The following is a 20,227-nucleotide window of genomic DNA, read 5'->3' as shown; positions in this document are numbered from 1 at the left end:
ACTGCCGTGCCCTTACAGATGTACTGGCGGATATAACAAGGCTTAACAAGATGGCTGTACAAAAAGATTTTGCAAGTAAATTAATTTGGTATGACAGCCACTCTTATTAAGAGACTAAGGTTAAATTCAGTTCAAAAGTTCTAAATTTCAGCACCTGCTTTTGCTTCAGCACCCATTGGTGAAACATAATCACGGAAAAGAGTAATCTGTTGCTCAAAGCCTAATCCTTGAATTTTGCCAAACAACTCTTTGCATCCTGAAGGGAGTTCATAGTCAGAAGGTACAGGGATGATAGTCCCATTATCCATACCTTGAGATAATCGATACCACAATAGTAACTTGGTGGTATCACCCAAAGAACCATATTCACGAGAAATTTGGGTATCCACTTTATTAATCAAGTCACGCTGAACTTGTAATTGTTGTTCGTGAGATAATTCTTTAACTTGATTAAACAAGCCTTCCGCGATTTCTGGGGAAACAGTGCTTGCACCAGGAGCAGCTGGTGTAATTGAACCACCCATTTCTTTGTAGATGAACCAAAATAAAGCCAGTTGTTGATCTACACCCAACTTTTGCCAAGCTTCAACGTGTTGACGAATAGTTGGGTCGCTAGTTTGTGTGTATGTCATTATTTCTTAACTCCAGTTGTAATTTATAAGTGCTATTAGTAACGTTATCAAATGTACATTTAACGTTTTACCCTACTGAAGGTAGAGGTATTAAAATCAGAAAGAAGAACAATTATTAACAAAACATAAATCTGGCGGGCTGTAGTCCTGCATTAGAGGTATTACAGTTAGATAAAGGTCAAATATCAAATGCGAAAATCATGAGTGACAAAGAAATTTTGAAGATATTTAACCATTGAAATTCTGTCAGCTTGAGATATTCGTTATAAAAATATATTTCGTTAGATAGATGCTATAGGAATCATATTTGATTTTTGAACAAAATTGGAGGGTTTAGTGCGTTACGCTGTCGCTAACCCTACGTATGTTTTCATAAATCAAACCGGATTCCTATAGCCTGATTGGGATAGGGCTTATAAAAGCACTGCCTAAATTAGCGGCATTACATTAATTTATTAACGTCGCTGATTTAAGCATTTAAAATAGCAAGAGAATTTCTGGTTTTACTCTCCCCGATCTTGATAATCTTCAGAAGACTTTGGATCTAACTCCCAGCGATCGCCATCACGACCTTCTAAAATATCATTGGTATGGAGAAACTCAGAATCAGCCATTTCTAGCCCCACTGCCGCTTCTAGCTCCTCAGTTACATTTTTATCGGGAGTGGAAGTACTACCACCAACAGCTTCATCCCCAACTGCATCTGCATCTTGCCAATAAGCATCAACATCTCCGCCAGTTAATTTAGGACTAGTTTCCGTGTACTCGTCTCTTTCTGCTTTTATTGAGCGCCCACCGATATTGTATCCCGGCAAGTCCTTCACACCAGTACCGTAGGATTCGGTGATTTCCTGTGGCAAATCATTGGTTTCAAGTTCGTCATTACGATTTTTTTCTGCCATGATACTAGCCTTTTTCTGCATCCTCAACAATAACGTTTTCCTGCCACGAAGTTATCTTGCTAAAGATGTATAGCTTTAGTAATAAAAGGATCTATCCCCTTGGAACGACGCTAAGGTAGCGATCGCACCATACCATTGGAAATATGAAATCATGGTCAAGCAACTTGTAGTTGAAATTTTTAGTTATGAGTTAGGAGTTGTAAAACCGAAGTTATTCAGTAAATAATTTCTCACTCATGACTATTTTTTATTTAAAGATAAAATCAGAATTTGAGTGGATCTATATCCCTGAAAAAATTAGGATTTTTAACTTTCCTAATTGATGAATATTGTAGTTAGTTAAACACTAGAAAGGAACAGGTAATAACATCTATGACTGACCATAACAATCATTCCGGTAAGAAAAAAGTTGCTATCCTCATTGAACAGTCAGTAGAGGATGCAGAATTTACAGTTCCTTATAATGGACTCAAACAAGCCGGAATAGAGGTAGTAGTGCTTGGTTCCCGAATGAATGAAAAATATAAGGGTAAACGCGGCAAACTCAGCATCCAAGCTGATGGTACTACTACAGAAGCGATCGCAGCCGAATTCGATGCGGTAATAATTCCTGGCGGAATGGCTCCCGATAAAATGCGGCGGAACACCAACACAGTCCGTTTTGTCCAAGAAGCCATACAACAAGGAAAATTAGTCGCTGCTGTTTGCCACGGGCCACAAGTTTTGATTGAAGGCGACTTGCTCAAAGGTAAACAAGCCACCGGTTTTAGCGCTATTGCTAAGGATATGATTAACGCTGGCGCAAATTATCTAGATGAGCCGCTAGTAGTTGACGGTAATTTGATTACATCTCGTGAACCTGGAGACTTGCCAATTTTCACCACAGCGATATTAAGCCGTTTGGGTTATGGTGGCAAAGATGCCGCATTACCAAATGAGAAAGACACAAGTGCTGAATGGTGGAAGCTAGCTGACGCTTGGGGTGGCTCAACTAAAGGTGAGATCACCAAAGGTTTAAATAATGCTCTTGCTGGTGAACGTTATTCGCTAGAAGCATTTGAAAACTACTTGCAAAAGGAATCAGATAGCGAAGTAAACTCAGTTTTTCAAGAAATAATTGCTAATAAACAGCGCCACATTCAAAAACTGGAAACTTATCTTCAGCTGTTGGGCGAAAAACCTTCTTTAGGTGCAAATATTGCCAATCAGTATGCCAAGGTCAAAACTGCCATGACCGGAAGTGATGATATATATCAGTTACGTTCTGCTTTAGGTGATGTGCAAACTGGTATCGGCGATATTGGTAATTTGTCTGCAATGTTCACTGACCCAGTAGCAACTGCTATTTTCAAAGAAATTTACCACGATTTATTGAAATACGAACAGCGATTGGCAGAACTATATCGGGCACGAATAGGCGATCAAATTCAGGCTCCTAAGCCGACTTCAGGCGCTGCTGTGTCAATGTAATTCGTAGTTCGTAATTCGTAATTCGTAATTCGTAATTACAAGATGTTCGCGTTATTAGTAGGGGCTGCCGAAGTTTTCAGTGTTGAATAACTCAACCTGTAAGGATAATTCATGAATTGCCCCTACGTGAAAATCTTTCTTTTTGGCTATTGTTTGCACGATTCTTATTACTGTGATGGAGATATAAAAAAGTGACTTCAACATCAGGTGATAAACCAAGTACTAATCAGACTGAAGCTAGTGAAGTAGAGCGTTGGGCATCTCTTATCAGTGGCGGTGCGATGGTACTGATGGGTTTAAGGCAAGGTTCATTGCGGGGAGCGCTGACGGCTTTGGCTGGTGGTGGTTTGCTCTATCAAGGTGCAACAAAGCAAAGCACAATCCAGCAAGCGCAGGAAGCAATAGGGATAAACAAACCCATCAAAGTTGAAAAGACGGTAACGATCAATAAACCAGCAGATGAACTGTATCGCTTTTGGCACGACTTTGAAAATTTGCCCACATTTATGAAGCATCTCAAATCTGTCAAAGTGCATAACGAAAAACGTTCTCACTGGATTGCCAATGCACCCTTGGATAATACCGTAGAATGGGATGCAGATATTCTCGAAGACCGAGAAAATGAATTTATTTCTTGGGCTTCTGTAGAAGGTGCAGATGTTGATAATTCTGGTTTTGTTCGCTTCAAAAAAGCACCAGGCGATCGCGGCACGGAAGTCAAGGTTGTTTTGGAGTATAACCCCCCCGGTGGAGCATTGGCAGCTACCGTAGCTAAACTCTTTGGCGAAGAACCAGAACAGCAAATTGGCGATGAATTGCGCCGCTTCAAGATGCTCATGGAAGCAGGCGAAATTGCTACAACCGAAGGTCAACCTTCTGGACGAAGCTAGTTATTTGTTCTTTGTCTATTGTCATTTTTCCTTTGCCTAAAGCGAATGACCAATGATGAATTACTAATGACCAATGACTAATGACTAAGGACTAAATATGAAAGCAGTTTGCTGGAACGGTGCTAATGATGTGCGGGTACAGTCGGTACCAGATCCGACAATTCTCAACCCGCGTGATGCAATTATTAAAATTACTTCCACGGCGATTTGTGGCTCCGATCTACATATATATGGCGGCTATATTCCCACAGTGCAACAGGGTGACATTATCGGTCACGAATTCATGGGGGAAGTCGTGGAAGTTGGTAAGGGAGTCAACAATTTAAAAATAGGCGATCGCGTTGTTGTTCCTTCCACCATTGGCTGTGGTAATTGCCATTATTGTCAACATGATATGTGGTCATTGTGCGATAACTCCAATCCCAACGGTTGGATTGAAGAAAAATTATTCGGCAATGTCACCTCAGCCATTTATGGCTACTCCCACATGCTAGGCGGCTATGCAGGCGCACAAGCAGAATATATCCGCGTACCCTTTGCTGATGTGGGTGTCGTCAAAGTTCCGCCAGATTTGCCGGATGAGATGTTGTTATTCATCTCCGACGCTATCCCCACCGGTTATATGGGCGCAGAATTATGCGATATTCAACCGGGTGATACCGTAGCCGTTTGGGGTTGCGGTGCTGTTGGACAATTTGCCATGATTAGCGCCTACATGATGGGAGCCGAAAAAGTGATCGGTATAGATCGCTTTCCCGAACGCCTGGAAATGGCGAAAAAGTTTGCCAAAGCAGAAGTGATTAACTACGAAGAAGTTAATGCTGGCGAAGCGTTGAAAGAGATGACTGGTGGCCGTGGCCCCGATGCTTGCATCGATGCCGTTGGTTTAGAAGCACATGGTGTTGGTATTGAAGACTTCTACGACCAGACAAAACAAAAGCTCAAATTGGAAACCGACCGTCCTCACGTTCTGCGGGAAATGATGGTCGCCTGTCGTAAAGGCGGGACTCTTTCAATCATGGGTGTTTATGGTGGTTTTGTAGACAAAATACCATTAGGTGCAGCCTTTAACAAGGGCTTAACCTTTAGGATGGGACAAATGCATGGACAAAAATATATGCATTCGTTATTGCAGATGATTTTGGATGGAAAACTTGATCCATCCTTTGTTGTCACCCATCAATTGCCTTTAGAACAAGCACCCCACGCCTACAATATCTTTCAACAAAAAAAGGATAACTGTATCAAAGTTGTTCTTAAACCCTAAGTGGCGAATAGTCATTTAAGGTTTTGAATTGTACACCTAACATAATGTAATTGAGGTTTTTTATGAATCGATTAACTTCTTGGCTGCGGAATATTCGCATTTCCCAAATCGTTGTAGTTTTTCTGGTAGGATTTATGTTTTTGTTAGGTCAGGCTTTTAGCGACGTTAATGTTGCACAAGCTGATGTTACAACTCCAGAGGGAACCTATTATAAAGGAATACCAGACGGGCAGGGTGAAATTAGAAACGATACTCAAATTAGAAATACCCAAAATCCCTTAAAAGAAGCTGCTGACAATATCCGTGAAAAGCTAAATTTGGACGAAGAAACTCCTAGAGCTACAAAAGAGTTTCTGAATTCTACAAAAAACAAAGTTAGAGAAAATGGTCAAGCATTAACTGAAACTGAAGAGGGTTACTACCGAACTCCTGCTGCTACCAGATAGTGAATAAATAGGGTTCAAGCTGACAACAATTTGTCTCATTGTTTGACTAAATATATTGTCGCATAAGCTTTGAGCAGTTACTGGGACGCGATAATTATCGCGTCTCAAAATGAGACCCAATCAAGATATTTATCTTGATATTATTTAGCCATAAATTCTAATTAAGGAATAAATAATTATGAAAGCAGTTTGCTGGCACGGAGCAAACGACGTGCGGGTAGATACAGTTCCCGACCCCAAAATTCTCAACCCACGCGATGCCATTGTTAAAATTACTTCCACGGCAATTTGTGGTTCAGATTTGCATATTTACGACGGCTATATTCCCACCATGCAAAAGGGTGATATCCTTGGTCATGAATTCATGGGGGAAGTCGTAGAACTTGGAAGTGCAGTTAAAAATGTGAATGTAGGCGATCGCGTCGTTGTTCCCTTTACTATATCTTGCGGTAGCTGTTTTTTCTGCAATCGGGATTTATGGTCACTGTGCGACAACTCTAACCCCAATGCTTGGTTAGTAGAAAAGCAAATGGGCCACTCGCCAGCAGGTCTGTTTGGCTACTCTCATTTATTCGGCGGTTATGCTGGTGGTCAAGCAGAGTATGCAAGAGTACCCTTTGCCGATGTCGGCTTGCTCAAAATCCCCGATGGTTTAACGGATGAGCAAGTGCTATTTTTAACAGACATTTTTCCCACTGGCTACATGGCAGCCGAGAACTGCAAGATTAAACCCGGTGATATTGTTGCCGTTTGGGGTTGTGGCCCAGTTGGACAATTCGCCATTAAAAGCGCATATATGCTAGGTGCGGAACGTGTTATCGCCTTTGACCGCATTCCCGAACGGCTGCAAATGGCTAAAGAATACGGCAAAGCTGAAGTTCTCAACTACGAAGAAGTAAATATTGGCGAAGCACTCAAAGAAATGACTGGCGGTCGTGGCCCCGATGCTTGCATAGATGCAGTGGGAATGGAAGCACACGGCACAGACTTTATGGCATTCTACGACCAGGTAAAGCAAGCAGTACGTCTAGAAACAGACCGTCCAACGGCATTACGGCAAGTAATAGTATCTGCTGCTAAAGGTGGTCACGTATCAATTGCGGGTGTGTACGGTGGCTTTTTAGATAAAATCCCGATGGGCGCTGCCATGAACAAGGGATTAACCTTCAAAATGGGACAAACGAATGTCCACAAGTATCTAAAACCTTTGTTAGAACACATCCAAAACGGTGACATCGATCCAACGTTTATCATCACTCACACCTTACCTCTAGAACAAGCGCCCCACGGCTACGAGATTTTTAAGCACAAGAAAGATAACTGCATCAAAGTTGTACTCAAACCTTAGTAGGGAATGGGGAATAGGGAATGGAAACAAGGAAAATAACCATGCCCAATGCCCAAAGTTAAAAGTATAAAGAGGCAAACAATATGTCTGATAAAACCGTTATCAAAGTAGACTCTAGCAATTCGCCTAAAGGTCAACTTGGTCAAAAATATCTTGCATCTGGCAAAAGCATTTCTATGCGCCTATGGGAGGATGAGCAACCGAACGAGCCTAAAGAGCCGACAGCACGGGAATATGAAACTGTTGGTTATGTAATCAATGGTCGTGCAGAATTGCATATTGAAGGGCAAACAATTTTACTAGAGTCTGGGAGTTCTTGGGTAGTACCAAAAGGAGCCAGCCATACTTACAAAATCCTAGAACCATTTACTGCTGTTGAGGCAACTAGTCCACCCGCTCAAGTTCACGGGCGAGACGAAAACTGATTTGCAGCTATCTGAAGTTTTGCGTTAGCGTTCGCGAAGCGTCTCGTAGAGAAGCTCACCGTTGGCGTAGCCTCTCGTAGAGAAGGTATCGCTAAAAACTCTTATAGCAATCCTAAATAAGTTGTGAAAATCAAGAGACTCAGATCCCCGACTTCTTAAAGAAGTCGGGGATCTCATTGTTCATGGAATATAAAGTAGCCTAGTAAAGCAATACAATAAACTACTGCCTTTTGGTTATACCTTTCTCGAAAGAAGCCAAGGCTTTCTGAAATCCATTTCTAGACAGAACTATAAAGAAAAAAGCCCTAGTCGGAATACTTATTTAAAAGTATTTTTTTTATCAGACTAGAGGCTGATGAAGATAAAGCATTTGATTAGTTTCCTAGTAATAAGAAACTACACAAAATCGCATAAAAGTTTGGCAACTGTTTTGATTTTGTGTCAGCGACATCTGCAATCAACAAGGAATTCAAATGTTTTATCATAATAAGAAGCTCCAATATTTTAAGCCGCCAGAAAAACCAGATGCAGTTTACGCAATGAAGATTCAAGAACTCATCGGCGGGACTTTTGGTGAAATGACCGTGATGATGCAATATTTGTTTCAAGGCTGGAACTGTCGAGGCCCTGCCAAGTACCGGGATATGCTGCTAGATGTTGGTACTGAAGAAATCGGTCATATTGAGATGCTGGCAACGATGATTGCCCATCTTCTAGATAAAGCGCCGCTCAAAATGCAAGAAGAAAGTGCAAAAGATGCGGTGGTAGGTGCTGTGATGGGCGGTAGTAGCCCACGAGATGTAATTATGGCGGCAGCGATGAACCCCCAACACGCTATTGTGTCTGGTTTGGGTGCAACACCATCTGATAGCGTCGGCTATCCTTGGAACGGTCGTTATATTGTCTCCAGTGGCAACCTGTTAGCAGATTTCCGGTCTAATCTCCACGCCGAAAGTCAAGGGCGTTTGCAAGCAGTGCGACTATATGAAATGACCGACGATCCAGGTGTGAAAGATACCTTGAGCTTTATGATCGCTCGTGATACGATGCATCAAAACTTGTGGTTAGCAACCATTGAGGATTTAGAAAGCTCTGGATTGGAAACCACGCCAGTTCCCAGTTCCTTCCCATTGGAATTGGAGAAACGCGAGTTTGCCTATCAGTTTTGGAATCACTCAGAAGGCACAGAAAGTTCTGAAGGTCGTTGGGCGAAAGGCCCCTCAATGGATGGCAAAGGCGAATTTGAGTATGTGGAAAATCCCCAACCACTAGGCCCAGAACCACAACCTCCTGTGCCCGATCCACGACTGCATGGTACCTCGAAAATGGCACAGGCACAAGGCAACGATTCGAGCGCACCCTCTTTGATTGACCGTATAACAGGTATCGGAACAGGTACCGGTGATTAATCATTGGCATAAAGTTGCATTCACATCTGTCCTAATAACACTTGATTCCCCCAACCCTCCTTTGCAAGGAGAATTGGGGGAATTTTTGACAGATGAACATCTGATCCACTGGTTTACCAAATTGGGCTAGCTCTCAAATCTGCCCTCGAAAATTATGGTGCAGATAGTCGGCTATATGCACAAGCAAAGTCAAGTTGGTTTTCTAAGAGGGTGTTTGAAAAGTCTAATGCGATCGCCAAAGTAACAAATGCGTTAGCCGAAATAGCAAATGTGATCGCTGAAATAACAAATGGGTTCGCCGAAATAGCAAATGGGTTCGCTGAAATAGCAAATGCGATCGCTGAAATAACAAATGGGTTCGCCGAAATAGCAAATGGGTTCGCTGAAATAGCAAATGGGTTCGCCGAAATAGCAAATGGGTTCGCCGAAATAACAAATGGGTTCGCTGAAATAACAAATGCGATCGCCGAAGTAGCAAATGCGTAGTGTTAAGAAGAATAGTAGGTTGGGTTGAGCGGCAGCGAAACCCAACAAAGCCTTGATAATGTTGGGTTTCGTTCCTCAACCCAACCTACGCTTAATTTCTCAATAAACCTGATGCGCGGCGGAATATATGCTACAATATTGTGCCAGCATTTCCGATTGCATTAATTGCAGCCTCTAATGCGATCGCTACATGAGTCCAATGAGTCCCCCCCTGGCAATAAACCACATAAGGTTCACGCAAAGGCCCATCTGCTGATAATTCCAAGGTACTCCCTTCAATAAATGTCCCCCCAGCCATGACTACTTTGCTCTCATACCCCGGCATTTCGTCTGGAATAGGGTCAAGATAGGAACCGATGGGAGAATGCTGTTGTATCGCCTTACAGAAAGCAATTAGCTTTTCGGCAGAACCGAGTTTGATTGCCTGAATTACATCTCCACGGGGAGCCAGAGGTGCAGGATTAACTGGATAACCGAGTTTGTCAAATACATAACCAGTTAAATACGTCCCTTTCATCGCCTCTCCTACCATTTGCGGAGCCAGAAATAAGCCTTGGAACAGCAGGCGATTTTGGTCAAAAGTAGCGCCGCCATAACTACCGATACCAGGAGCAGTGAGGCGACAGGCCGATGCTTCCACTAAGTCGGCGCGACCAGCAACATAACCGCCAGCGCTGACAATAGTACCACCAGGATTTTTAATCAATGACCCCGCCATTAAATCAGCACCTACGGCTGTAGGTTCCCTTGTTTCAATAAATTCGCCGTAGCAGTTATCCACAAAGCAAACGGTATTCGGGTTTTGCTGTTTTACCAAATGGACGATTTTTTCAATATCGGCAATTGATAAACTAGGCCGCCAAGAATAGCCACAAGAACGCTGAATTAACACTAAACGAGTGTTTTCAGTCACATTAGTTCTTATTGCTTGCCAATCTATAGTTCCTTCTGGGGTTAGCTCCAATTGGCGGTAATTTATGCCAAACTCGATAAGGGAGCCTTGGCCTTGACCACGTAAACCAATGACTTCTTCAAGCGTATCGTAGGGAGAACCGACCACTGCTAACATTTCATCTCCGGGACGGAGAACACCAAACAAAGCACAAGCGATCGCATGAGTTCCCGAAACGAATTGCACTCGCACGGCCGCAGCTTCAGCACCCATAACTTCGGCAAAAACTTTATCTAAAGTTTCTCGTCCTAAATCATCGTGACCATAGCCACTTACACCAGCAAAATGGTGTGCGCCCACACGGTGATTACGAAAGGCATCCAGCACTCGTTTTAGATTATGCTTGATATGAGTGTCAATTCCAGAAAAAATTTCTAATAATGCCTGTTCTGCTTGCCGCAGCTGCTCTAAGCTGTTCATCAGTTCCTCGTTCAAAAAAAAATTAAATTTATAGATATGCGGATTTTAAAATCGCGCAGACTAGGCTGGAAAAATCAAATTCAGGTTACTGCATGACAATTGCTACTTCAACCAAACCTCAAATTAACTGGGTTAATACCCTGTTCTTCATTGGACTGCACATCGGCGCTTTATTTGCCTTTGTTCCTGGTAACTTTAGCTGGACGGCAGTTGGTGTGGGTTTCTTGCTGTATTGGATAACTGGTGGTTTAGGCGTTACTCTAGGATTTCATCGCCTTGTCACCCACCGCAGTTTTCAAACTCCCAAGTGGCTAGAATATCTCCTGGTTTTCTTTGGGACACTTTCCTGTCAAGGAGGCCCAATTGAGTGGATTGGGACACATCGCATTCATCATTTAAACTCTGATACTGACACTGATCCCCATGATTCTAATAAAGGCTTCTGGTGGAGCCACATGGGTTGGCTGACTCATTATTGTCCCGCTCACGCTGATGTTCCTCGTTTCACCAAAGACATTGCAGAAGACCCAGTTTATCAGTTTTTAGAAAAATATTTCATTTTGATCCAGGTTGCTCTGGGCTTATTGCTTTTGGCTCTGGGTGGCTGGCCCTTTGTTATTTGGGGAATTTTTGTTCGCATTGTCTGGGTTTACCACTGTACTTGGTTGGTGAACAGCGCTACTCATAAATTTGGCTATCGGAGCTATGATTCTGGGGATCAATCGACTAATTGCTGGTGGGTAGCCGTACTAGTTTTCGGTGAAGGCTGGCATAATAACCATCACGCTTTTCAATACTCAGCTCGTCATGGGCTGGAATGGTGGGAAATCGATTTAACTTGGATGACTGTTCAATTGCTACAAGCAGTTGGCCTGGCGACTAATGTGAAGTTGGCCCCAACAAAAGTTAGTTAGGAGAGACGCGACGCCAGTCGCTACAACGGGGGGGAACCCCCGCAACGCGCTGGCTCATTAATCGCGTCTGTACAGGGGTTAGGGTGTGTAAGGTTTTTAGCTCATAACCGATCACTTCTAACTCCTGACTTTTTAAAAAGCTATTTACTGGTGCGCTTGTGTCGGTTAGATTGCTATAATCCGAAGCGCTAATATTAAGAATTTTTGCGGCAAGTTACTTTTTGGTGACTTGGTGGAGGAGTTTGTCGTTTCTCAGGTGTCCATGACTACATCAATAATTAATAGCCAGAAACTAAGTGACGAGCCTGGTAATTCCGACTTTAGGCTCAAAGATATTGTTAAAACCCTGCCACGGGAATGCTTTGAGCATAACCGCCGCAAAGCTTGGACACAAGTACTGCTCAGTGTCTTGGCGGTTGCCTTGGGTTATTACAGCCTGATCATTACTCCTTGGTTTCTCTTGCCCCTAGCTTGGATTTTTACGGGCACTGCTTTGACAGGTTTTTTTGTAATTGGCCATGATTGTGGTCACAGGTCTTTTGCCAAACAACGTTGGGTAAATGATTTGGTGGGGCATTTCTTCATGATGCCGTTGATTTACCCCTTTCACAGTTGGCGCATTAAGCATAATTATCACCATACTCATACCAACAAGCTGGATGAGGATAACGCTTGGCATCCAATCAGACCAGAAGTGTTTGAAAATTGGGATACAACCCGGCAGTCTGCTTTTAAGCTGTTCATGCGTAAACGCCTCTGGTGGGTAGGTTCCATTGGACATTGGGCTGTAGTGCATTTTGATTGGCGGAACTTCAAAACCAAAGACCAATCGAGTATCAAGCTTTCTGTGGCTGTAGTAGTTGTGTTTGCTGCGATCGCTTTCCCACTTCTCATCGCCACAACTGGTATCTGGGGATTTGTCAAGTTTTGGCTAGTGCCTTGGATGATTTACCACTTTTGGATGAGTACTTTTACGATTGTTCACCATACTGCCGCAGATGTTCCTTTTGCGACAGCGAACAAGTGGAACGAAGCTCTAGCACAGTTATCTGGCACTATTCATTGCGATTATCCGCGCTGGGTAGAAATTCTGTGCCACGATATCAATGTTCATGTCCCTCATCATATTTCCACTGCGATTCCTTCTTATAATTTGCGGCTAGCTTACAGCAGCATCAAAGAGAATTGGGGATCTTATCTCCATGATGAGTGTCAGTTTTCTTGGCCTTTAATGAAGCAGATTACAGACGAGTGTCAACTGTACACAACTGACGTTGGTTATAAGACTTTCAACGAACATTACACAGAGCAATAAATAGCCCTGTGATTACACTCACGCTCTTGAAGCCACGAGAGCGTTTATGATGCTGTGTTTTAATAGAATCTGGCAATTGTTTACTGAATAAAATTATTAGATAAATTGCCAGAAATTATCCTCTTGTTTGTTAGCGATCGCTAATGTCGTGGGCATCCTAGAGATGAGATAATTTTGTCTCAAATCAAGTTCCGATTTATATCCAACAAAAGAATCCAGTGCAATTAGATACCATCGCGTTGAACAATCCTCCTGGCTCTGAAACGTCTGAGGATACGACTAAATTACCTTTCACTCTTCAAGATTTAAAAGCTGCAATTCCGGCTGAATGTTTTCAGCCTAATGTGACAAAATCACTTTTTTACTTCTTTCGTGACATCCTGATTATCGGTCTGCTTTATGCAGTAGCTAATTACCTGGATTCTTGGCTTTTCTTCCCGATTTTCTGGCTAATGCAAGGAACGATGTTTTGGGCTTTGTTTGTAGTCGGACATGACTGTGGACACCAATCTTTTTCTAAGCATAAATGGCTTAATGATTTGATTGGACATCTTTCTCACACACCAATACTTGTTCCTTATCATGGTTGGCGAATTAGTCACAGAACTCATCACAAAAATACTGGCAATATTGATAATGATGAAAGCTGGTATCCTGTGACAGAATCACAATATAAGGAGATGCCTTTAGCCCAAAAGATCGGTAGATACTACGTTTTTCTTTTGGCTTATCCTGTGTATCTGTTTAAGCGTTCTCCTAATAAAGAAGGCTCTCACTTTTTGCCCAGTAGTTCGCTTTTCAAACCATCGGAAAAATGGGATGTTCTCACTAGTACTATACTGTTGATTGGTATGGTAGGTTTGCTAGGTTTCCTCACCTACCAATGGGGTTGGATGTGGTTGCTAAAATATTACGCTGTACCCTACTTGGTGTTCATAGTTTGGCTAGATTTGGTGACATTCTTGCACCACACTGAGCCAGAGCTTCCCTGGTATCGTGGAGAAGATTGGACTTTCTTAAAAGGCGCAATTTCTAGTATTGACCGTGATTATGGTTTAGTTAATCATATCCATCACGATATCGGTACTCATGTTGCTCACCATATATTCCTTAACATCCCTCACTACAATTTGCTGAAAGCAACTGAGGCAATAAAACCAGTGATGGGTGAGTATTTCCACAAATCGGAAGAACCAATTTGGAAGTCAGTATGGAATTCATGCATCAACTGCCATTTTGTCCCTGATACTGGTAGTAAGGTTTACTACACATCCAATAATAAGTTAGCTAAAGACTAAGCCTCAGATTCCCGACTTATTTAAATAAGTCGGGAATCTTGTATTTTTGTCAGTTCTTTCTGACTCCTGAATTCTGTTCGATAAAAAAGAATCCTAATTAAAAAACGTTTCATCGTAGGGTAACAACTGTGCTAACCTACAAATTTACAAATAATTTGCGATAATTTATTTTTTTGCAAGTCTCTTATTAGTATTTCTAACTCTGTCAGTACTTGAACATCCAAAACCTGGGGAAAATATAAACTTCCGGCTGTAAAGTTATGAAAACACAGAGTTAAAATAAAAATAGATAGATGATGTTTGCGGATTCTTATCCCTAGTCTGAATCAGCAAGATTTATTTTCTCTAAACCCTTGCTGTATCGGTGGGTAAAGATTAACATATCTGTGGACAGAAGCAATATATCGTCAAACTAACCCTAACAAAAGTGACAAACTCTTGATCTGCCTACTTTAAATCCTGTTTAGCACTAGTTAACTTTATTTGCATGTAGTGATTTAATACCATTACCTGCTAGGGTTAGAAATTAGCACAGACTATACTATAGACAATTTAGCCAAAAGTTTTTCCATCTTTAAAATCAGAGGTATCAATGATTATAACTAATTTTAGCAAACATAGAAATGAATTTAAAGAACCTAAAATACTCAAGGCTAAACCACATTGGCAAGGGCAAAATTTGAGTGATTCTACGGTCAAAGGTAAAGACCCCAAAATACAAGATACACCAACTGATAGTTCGATTGTCAATAACTTGAATCGTGGTCGAGTTGCTATTTTTATTGATGGCTTAAACCTATTTCATACAGCTTTACAACTTGGTATAGAAATTGACTATGTTAAATTGCTTTGTCATTTAACTAATGGTTCAAGGCTGTTGCGTGCTTTCTTTTATACCGGAGTTGATATCAGCAATGAAAAGCAGCAAGGTTTTTTATTGTGGATGCGTCGTAATGGCTATCGTGTAGTAGCTAAAGATATCACGCAACCGACAGAGAATTTTAAAAAATCAAATCTGAACGTAGAAATTGCTGTAGATATGCTAACTTTAGCTCCTTATTATGATACTGCGGTCTTAGTTAGTGGAGATGGCGATCTAGCTTATGCTGTGAATGCTGTCAGCAGAATGGGGGTTCGAGTAGAAGTGGTGAGTCTACAAACTAGTACTAGTGAAAGCTTAATTGATGTCGCTGACTGCTTCATTGACCTCGACAGCATTAAAACACACATTCAAAAAGATTCTAATCTTGGGTATAGTTATCGCACACCTTCAAATTCAAACCTTTAAAACTCAGTTCAGATCCCCGACTTCTTTGAGAAGTCGGGGATCTAGCAGCCCCTCAAAATCAATGGAACGGACGACTAGTTTCCAGTTCTATTTGCGTATTTTGCTTGGCCCTAATTGAAATGGATATTTTAATAGTTGAAGATGAGCCAGAAATTGCTCATTTAATCCAATTATCTTTAGAAAAAGAAGGATTTTTTTGTCGCATTAGCCGTGATGGGATCAATGCTTTACGGATGTTTCAGGAGCAACCACCTGATTTAATCATTTTAGATTTAATGATTCCTGGTTTGGATGGTTTGGAAGTTTGCGCCAGAATTCGCCAGAAACCAGGTGTAAAAGATCCTTACATATTAATGCTCACCGCTAAAGGCGAAGAAATCGATCGCGTGATTGGTCTATCTACTGGTGCTGACGATTACATGGTCAAACCCTTTAGCCCCAGAGAGTTGGTAGCTAGAGTACGGGCATTATTGCGGCGTAGCCTCCGCCAAGGGGGACAACATCAAGTCAATCGTACTCAACATTTTATTGTTGATGTAGACCAGCGCACTGCTAGTCGGCAGATGGATTCTCAGCAACCTGAGATTTTGGATTTAACTACCTTAGAATTTAACTTACTAACCACCTTTGTCAGCCATCCTGGTCGAGTTTGGAACCGCACTCAACTAATTGATAAACTTTGGGGAGATAACTTTTTTGGCGATGAACGAGTGGTTGATACTCATGTAGCTCGGTTACGAAAAAAGATTGAGCCTGATTCGGCAAATCCTACTTTTATTAAAACTGTTGTTGGGGTTGGCTATAAATTTGAAGATCCTCTGGTAGCGCAAATGTTATGAAGATGGGGCTAAGAGAGCGCCTATTTTTCTCCCATTTAGTAGTAATGATTGTGGGGGTAGCTAGTCTGGTAAGCATCAGCAAAATATCTTCCCCCCACTTGTTTATCTTGCATTTGGAACGATTAGAAAATCAGGGGTTCAACTTAATCAATGTTCGTACTAAATTGGTTACAGGATTTGAATTTGCTTGGCAGCGAAGCACTATTTGGTCAGTCTTAGCTGGTAGCACCGCAGCTGGAGGATTGAGTTACTGGGTGTCTAGACGAATTGTGCAACGCTTGACGGAGATGGAACAAATCACCCAAAAATTTGCTGCTGGTCAGATGGATGCACGACTACCTATGTCTGACATTCCAGAACTTAATAGACTGGGTGCTAGTTTTAACCGGATGGCAGCCAGTTTAGAAGGAGTAGAAGCGCGGCGGCGAGAGGTAATTGGAGACATGACCCATGAATTACGGACACCGTTAACAGTTGTACGCGGCTACTTAGAAGAACTGGCTGATGGCGAAATTGAAGCGTCTCCCGAAATTTATCGGCGTTTAGCTAAAGAAACTAGGCGCTTAGAGCGGTTGGTGAACGATTTGCAAGAACTATCTAAGGCAGAAGCTGGTTATTTGCCAATTAATATCCAACGGGTAAATCTGCGTCCGTTGTTAGAGTCGTTAGCGGAGAAATTCACCGATCAACTGTTGGAAGATGGGCCAGTTTTGCTCTTACAATGCCCATCTGTGCTGCCTCTGGTATTGGCGGATATTGACCGTACAGAGCAGGTTTTGGTTAATCTGCTTGGTAATGCGGTGCATTACACTAACGAAGGTTCAATTACTATTCGTGTTGGTACTGAAGCATCTAAACTCTGGATTGCAGTTATAGATACAGGCATTGGTATCGCTCCAGAAAATTTGCCCCATGTGTTTGAACGCTTCTGGCGAGCCGATCAATCGCGCGATCGCCATTCAGGAGGTACGGGTATTGGTTTAACTATTTCCCGTCGTTTAATTGAACTACAAGGCGGTCAGATTCAGGTAGAAAGCGAGTTGGGAGTTGGTAGTACTTTTCGGTTTTTTCTGCCTTTGGCTTAAAGGGGCATGGGGGGTGAAATTTATATATTACTGCTTATTTTTGCAAAACCATTGCTATACAAGGCATTGATATCATGTACGGTTAAATAATTGTCATTGCGTACCACCCTTGGCGTTCCCGCAGGGTACGAAGAGAAGCAATCCCAAAAGCCTTGCGATTGCTTCATTCCACTTCGTTGCACTCGCAATGACATATTACAAGTAATTTGCCGGACATGATATCAATCTCTAATAGGGATTTTGATGAATTGCAATGTTAATTTCGAAAAAGCAGTAGGCGATTCATCGGCGTTTCAATCCCTAATAGGGATTTTGATGAATTGCAATGGTAACACTTGATTTTGCTGTAAGGCAAAACTATAGGTTTCAATCCCTAATAGGGATTTTGATGAATTGCAATCCAACGCACTGCGATCGACCAACAACTTGCAGGAGACAAGTTTCAATCCCTAATAGGGATTTTGATGAATTGCAATTTTAATGCACATATTGACTGGGCTATAGAGAATAAGTTTCAATCCCTAATAGGGATTTTGATGAATTGCAATTTTACCAGTGCTGACATATCAATTAAAAAAGCAGGTTTCAATCCCTAATAGGGATTTTGATGAATTGCAATGTGGCGTTCACGTCTAGGGATACTTTCTGCTGGGTTTCAATCCCTAATAGGGATTTTGATGAATTGCAATATTATCAATTTTTAATTCCCGCAGGGCTGCCATCCTCGTTTCAATCCCTAATAGGGATTTTGATGAATTGCAATCTCTTCCATCCCATCTAAATCAGGCACTTGATAGGTTTCAATCCCTAATAGGGATTTTGATGAATTGCAATTATTTCGGAGCAGGACGCGATCGCTGAAGGCATTCGTTTCAATCCCTAATAGGGATTTTGATGAATTGCAATCTGGCAGGGAATGAGGTTTTCGTGGCATCCAATTCAAAATGTTTCAATCCCTAATAGGGATTTTGATGAATTGCAATGTTTTGGGGACAATTTATTGATGAGCTTGGAAGATTACGTTTCAATCCCTAATAGGGATTTTGATGAATTGCAATCAGGAGTTCTATTAAATGCAAGAGAATTCGCAAAGTTTCAATCCCTAATAGGGATTTTGATGAATTGCAATGAATTATTTTAGTCCGAAAGATTTTTTATGCTTAGTTTCAATCCCTAATAGGGATTTTGATGAATTGCAATGCTCAAAAAAAACTGCTCCTCAAAGCGAATAATTTGTTTCAATCCCTAATAGGGATTTTGATGAATTGCAATCCACAACTTCTACTAAGTCCCCCCGCTTAAATTGTTTCAATCCCTAATAGGGATTTTGATGAATTGCAATATTTTCGGCTTGCGGCCGCGTCTGGCAATTTTTCCTGTTTCAATCCCTAATAGGGATTTTGATGAATTGCAATCGCCACAAGTTTTAAGTATTTCGTGTCTTCTTTCTGTTTCAATCCCTAATAGGGATTTTGATGAATTGCAATTAAGTAGAAGTAGATATAGAGAAGCTTCTACTTCAGTTTCAATCCCTAATAGGGATTTTGATGAATTGCAATATGATTTTTTCGGTCAAGCGCTCCAAACTAAGAAGTTTCAATCCCTAATAGGGATTTTGATGAATTGCAATACTCTAGTCACGCTTCCATTGGGATTCAGAATCAGTTTCAATCCCTAATAGGGATTTTGATGAATTGCAATAAAAATGTAATTGCTTTTCTGTTTGGGTTGGCGTTGTTTCAATCCCTAATAGGGATTTTGATGAATTGCAATTATTCAAAAGTTCTATGCGCTTCTATTCAATTTCTCGGTTTCAATCCCTAATAGGGATTTTGATGAATTGCAATCTTGTAGAAAGAACGGCAGATTGCACGATTCACTCAGTTTCAATCCCTAATAGGGATTTTGATGAATTGCAATTCCAAGTATCAGTTGAGGGCCCATTGGGTTGCTCGTTTCAATCCCTAATAGGGATTTTGATGAATTGCAATTCAAATTGTATTGTCGGGGTCAGAAGAATCTTTAAGTTTCAATCCCTAATAGGGATTTTGATGAATTGCAATGAAAATATAAAGCATTGAAAAGCAAAATACAAAAAGTTTCAATCCCTAATAGGGATTTTGATGAATTGCAATAGGTTAAAAATATTCCCGCCCGAAGAGATCGAACAAGTTTCAATCCCTAATAGGGATTTTGATGAATTGCAATCGCCTTATTGTCTGGTTAAGTATGCGAATGGCACTCGCACGTTTCAATCCCTAATAGGGATTTTGATGAATTGCAATCTTCCACACCATTACTTGGTTATTGAGTCGCGGCGTTTCAATCCCTAATAGGGATTTTGATGAATTGCAATTTCCTCTTCAAGTTCATCTAAGCTTTTGCGTGGCTCGTTTCAATCCCTAATAGGGATTTTGATGAATTGCAATTTCACGCAGATTTAAGTTTAGATAACTTTTGGGCTTAGGTTTCAATCCCTAATAGGGATTTTGATGAATTGCAATACCCTAGATACAAGTTTGCGAAACTGAGCTTTACCGTTTCAATCCCTAATAGGGATTTTGATGAATTGCAATCTGCTGCACTTGTGGAAGATATTGCACAGAGAATGTTTCAATCCCTAATAGGGATTTTGATGAATTGCAATGTGAAGATATGTAGTTTTTGAAGCTGAGATACATCGTTTCAATCCCTAATAGGGATTTTGATGAATTGCAATGGAAGTATTGCTTTCTTATCTCGTGCGGTAATTACGTTTCAATCCCTAATAGGGATTTTGATGAATTGCAATAATTGGGAAGATTAGCGCTACTCAAAGCAGCAAAAGTTTCAATCCCTAAT

At 41.4% G+C, this 20,227-nt stretch carries 17 protein-coding genes and 1 CRISPR repeat array; of the genes, 14 read left to right on the top strand and 3 right to left on the bottom strand.

Going from position 1 to position 20,227, the window contains the following annotated elements; genetic code table 11:
* Positions 1–140: 140 nt before the first annotated feature.
* Both VB732_RS22950 and VB732_RS22945 read right to left on the bottom strand, forming a co-directional pair.
* Positions 141–632: an orange carotenoid protein N-terminal domain-containing protein gene (locus VB732_RS22950; protein ID WP_323233205.1), complete on the bottom strand. Its 492-nt coding sequence runs from the start codon at positions 630–632 to the stop codon at positions 141–143.
* Positions 633–1,135: 503 nt separating this feature from the next.
* Positions 1,136–1,534 (bottom strand): DUF6335 family protein, encoded by a 399-nt coding sequence (locus VB732_RS22945; protein WP_323233204.1) that lies wholly within the window; start codon positions 1,532–1,534, stop codon positions 1,136–1,138.
* A 372-nt stretch (positions 1,535–1,906) separates the two neighbouring features.
* Here VB732_RS22945 and VB732_RS22940 point away from each other — a divergent pair, with 372 nt between their 5' ends.
* From VB732_RS22940 to VB732_RS22905, 8 genes are all read left to right on the top strand, one after another.
* Complete coding sequence (locus VB732_RS22940; RefSeq protein ID WP_323233203.1) at positions 1,907–3,004, top strand: DJ-1/PfpI/YhbO family deglycase/protease; 1,098 nt, start codon at positions 1,907–1,909, stop codon at positions 3,002–3,004.
* A 191-nt stretch (positions 3,005–3,195) separates the two neighbouring features.
* Positions 3,196–3,894: an SRPBCC family protein gene (locus VB732_RS22935; protein WP_323233202.1), complete on the top strand. Its 699-nt coding sequence runs from the start codon at positions 3,196–3,198 to the stop codon at positions 3,892–3,894.
* Positions 3,895–3,991: 97 nt separating this feature from the next.
* Positions 3,992–5,161, top strand: a complete 1,170-nt coding sequence (locus VB732_RS22930; RefSeq protein WP_323233201.1) for a zinc-dependent alcohol dehydrogenase — start codon at positions 3,992–3,994, stop codon at positions 5,159–5,161.
* Positions 5,162–5,223: 62 nt separating this feature from the next.
* Positions 5,224–5,607 carry a hypothetical protein gene (locus tag VB732_RS22925; RefSeq protein ID WP_323233200.1) on the top strand — a complete coding sequence of 128 codons (384 nt, stop codon included), beginning with the start codon at positions 5,224–5,226 and terminating at the stop codon, positions 5,605–5,607.
* Between the two features lie 178 nt (positions 5,608–5,785).
* Entirely contained in the window at positions 5,786–6,955 is a 1,170-nt protein-coding gene (locus tag VB732_RS22920) for a zinc-dependent alcohol dehydrogenase (protein ID WP_323233199.1), read from the top strand.
* 83 nt (positions 6,956–7,038) lie between these two features.
* Positions 7,039–7,380 carry a cupin domain-containing protein gene (locus tag VB732_RS22915; protein WP_323233198.1) on the top strand — a complete coding sequence of 114 codons (342 nt, stop codon included), beginning with the start codon at positions 7,039–7,041 and terminating at the stop codon, positions 7,378–7,380.
* A 473-nt stretch (positions 7,381–7,853) separates the two neighbouring features.
* A complete protein-coding gene (locus tag VB732_RS22910; protein ID WP_323233197.1) occupies positions 7,854–8,789 on the top strand; it encodes a manganese catalase family protein in 936 nt (311 codons plus the stop codon).
* A 210-nt stretch (positions 8,790–8,999) separates the two neighbouring features.
* On the top strand, positions 9,000–9,275 hold the full coding sequence (locus tag VB732_RS22905; protein ID WP_323233196.1) for a hypothetical protein: 276 nt from the start codon (positions 9,000–9,002) through the stop codon (positions 9,273–9,275).
* A gap of 130 nt (positions 9,276–9,405) precedes the next feature.
* Here VB732_RS22905 and VB732_RS22900 read toward each other — a convergent pair whose 3' ends face one another.
* On the bottom strand, positions 9,406–10,647 hold the full coding sequence (locus VB732_RS22900) for a methionine gamma-lyase family protein (RefSeq protein ID WP_323233195.1): 1,242 nt from the start codon (positions 10,645–10,647) through the stop codon (positions 9,406–9,408).
* A 92-nt stretch (positions 10,648–10,739) separates the two neighbouring features.
* Here VB732_RS22900 and VB732_RS22895 point away from each other — a divergent pair, with 92 nt between their 5' ends.
* The 6 genes from VB732_RS22895 (at position 10,740) to VB732_RS22870 (ending at position 17,386) form a co-directional block, all read left to right on the top strand.
* The gene (locus VB732_RS22895) at positions 10,740–11,561 is read left to right on the top strand and encodes an acyl-CoA desaturase (protein WP_323233194.1); all 822 of its coding nucleotides are present in this window, start codon (positions 10,740–10,742) and stop codon (positions 11,559–11,561) included.
* A 262-nt stretch (positions 11,562–11,823) separates the two neighbouring features.
* Entirely contained in the window at positions 11,824–12,876 is a 1,053-nt protein-coding gene (locus tag VB732_RS22890) for a fatty acid desaturase (protein WP_323233193.1), read from the top strand.
* 218 nt (positions 12,877–13,094) lie between these two features.
* Entirely contained in the window at positions 13,095–14,174 is a 1,080-nt protein-coding gene (locus VB732_RS22885) for a fatty acid desaturase (protein ID WP_323233192.1), read from the top strand.
* Positions 14,175–14,766: 592 nt separating this feature from the next.
* Entirely contained in the window at positions 14,767–15,462 is a 696-nt protein-coding gene (locus VB732_RS22880) for an NYN domain-containing protein (RefSeq protein ID WP_323233191.1), read from the top strand.
* 119 nt (positions 15,463–15,581) lie between these two features.
* The gene (locus VB732_RS22875; RefSeq protein ID WP_323233190.1) at positions 15,582–16,301 is read left to right on the top strand and encodes a response regulator transcription factor; all 720 of its coding nucleotides are present in this window, start codon (positions 15,582–15,584) and stop codon (positions 16,299–16,301) included.
* Positions 16,298–17,386 carry a HAMP domain-containing sensor histidine kinase gene (locus tag VB732_RS22870; RefSeq protein WP_323233189.1) on the top strand — a complete coding sequence of 363 codons (1,089 nt, stop codon included), beginning with the start codon at positions 16,298–16,300 and terminating at the stop codon, positions 17,384–17,386. Before VB732_RS22875 ends, VB732_RS22870 begins: the two co-directional genes overlap by 4 nt.
* A 218-nt stretch (positions 17,387–17,604) precedes the next feature.
* Positions 17,605–20,177: direct repeats of the CRISPR family, unit length 37 nt; unit sequence GTTTCAATCCCTAATAGGGATTTTGATGAATTGCAAT.
* Between the last annotated feature and the right edge of the window lie 50 nt (positions 20,178–20,227).

Source organism: Nostoc sp. UHCC 0252 (genome assembly GCF_034931145.1).
Lineage (GTDB): Bacteria > Cyanobacteriota > Cyanobacteriia > Cyanobacteriales > Nostocaceae > Nostoc.
The sequence above is the reverse complement of the archived record's forward strand: the minus strand, read 5'-3'. Positions and strand labels throughout refer to the sequence as shown.

What these genes read in the sequence shown, in the direction of transcription:
- VB732_RS22950 (WP_323233205.1), bottom strand. Translation starts at nt 632, where the DNA reads ATGACATACACACAAACTAGCGACCCAACTATTCGTCAACACGTTGAA.
- VB732_RS22945 (WP_323233204.1), bottom strand. Translation starts at nt 1,534, where the DNA reads ATGGCAGAAAAAAATCGTAATGACGAACTTGAAACCAATGATTTGCCA.
- VB732_RS22940 (WP_323233203.1), top strand. Translation starts at nt 1,907, where the DNA reads ATGACTGACCATAACAATCATTCCGGTAAGAAAAAAGTTGCTATCCTC.
- VB732_RS22930 (WP_323233201.1), top strand. Translation starts at nt 3,992, where the DNA reads ATGAAAGCAGTTTGCTGGAACGGTGCTAATGATGTGCGGGTACAGTCG.
- VB732_RS22925 (WP_323233200.1), top strand. Translation starts at nt 5,224, where the DNA reads ATGAATCGATTAACTTCTTGGCTGCGGAATATTCGCATTTCCCAAATC.
- VB732_RS22920 (WP_323233199.1), top strand. Translation starts at nt 5,786, where the DNA reads ATGAAAGCAGTTTGCTGGCACGGAGCAAACGACGTGCGGGTAGATACA.
- VB732_RS22915 (WP_323233198.1), top strand. Translation starts at nt 7,039, where the DNA reads ATGTCTGATAAAACCGTTATCAAAGTAGACTCTAGCAATTCGCCTAAA.
- VB732_RS22910 (WP_323233197.1), top strand. Translation starts at nt 7,854, where the DNA reads ATGTTTTATCATAATAAGAAGCTCCAATATTTTAAGCCGCCAGAAAAA.
- VB732_RS22900 (WP_323233195.1), bottom strand. Translation starts at nt 10,647, where the DNA reads ATGAACAGCTTAGAGCAGCTGCGGCAAGCAGAACAGGCATTATTAGAA.
- VB732_RS22895 (WP_323233194.1), top strand. Translation starts at nt 10,740, where the DNA reads ATGACAATTGCTACTTCAACCAAACCTCAAATTAACTGGGTTAATACC.
- VB732_RS22890 (WP_323233193.1), top strand. Translation starts at nt 11,824, where the DNA reads ATGACTACATCAATAATTAATAGCCAGAAACTAAGTGACGAGCCTGGT.
- VB732_RS22880 (WP_323233191.1), top strand. Translation starts at nt 14,767, where the DNA reads ATGATTATAACTAATTTTAGCAAACATAGAAATGAATTTAAAGAACCT.
- VB732_RS22875 (WP_323233190.1), top strand. Translation starts at nt 15,582, where the DNA reads ATGGATATTTTAATAGTTGAAGATGAGCCAGAAATTGCTCATTTAATC.
- VB732_RS22870 (WP_323233189.1), top strand. Translation starts at nt 16,298, where the DNA reads ATGAAGATGGGGCTAAGAGAGCGCCTATTTTTCTCCCATTTAGTAGTA.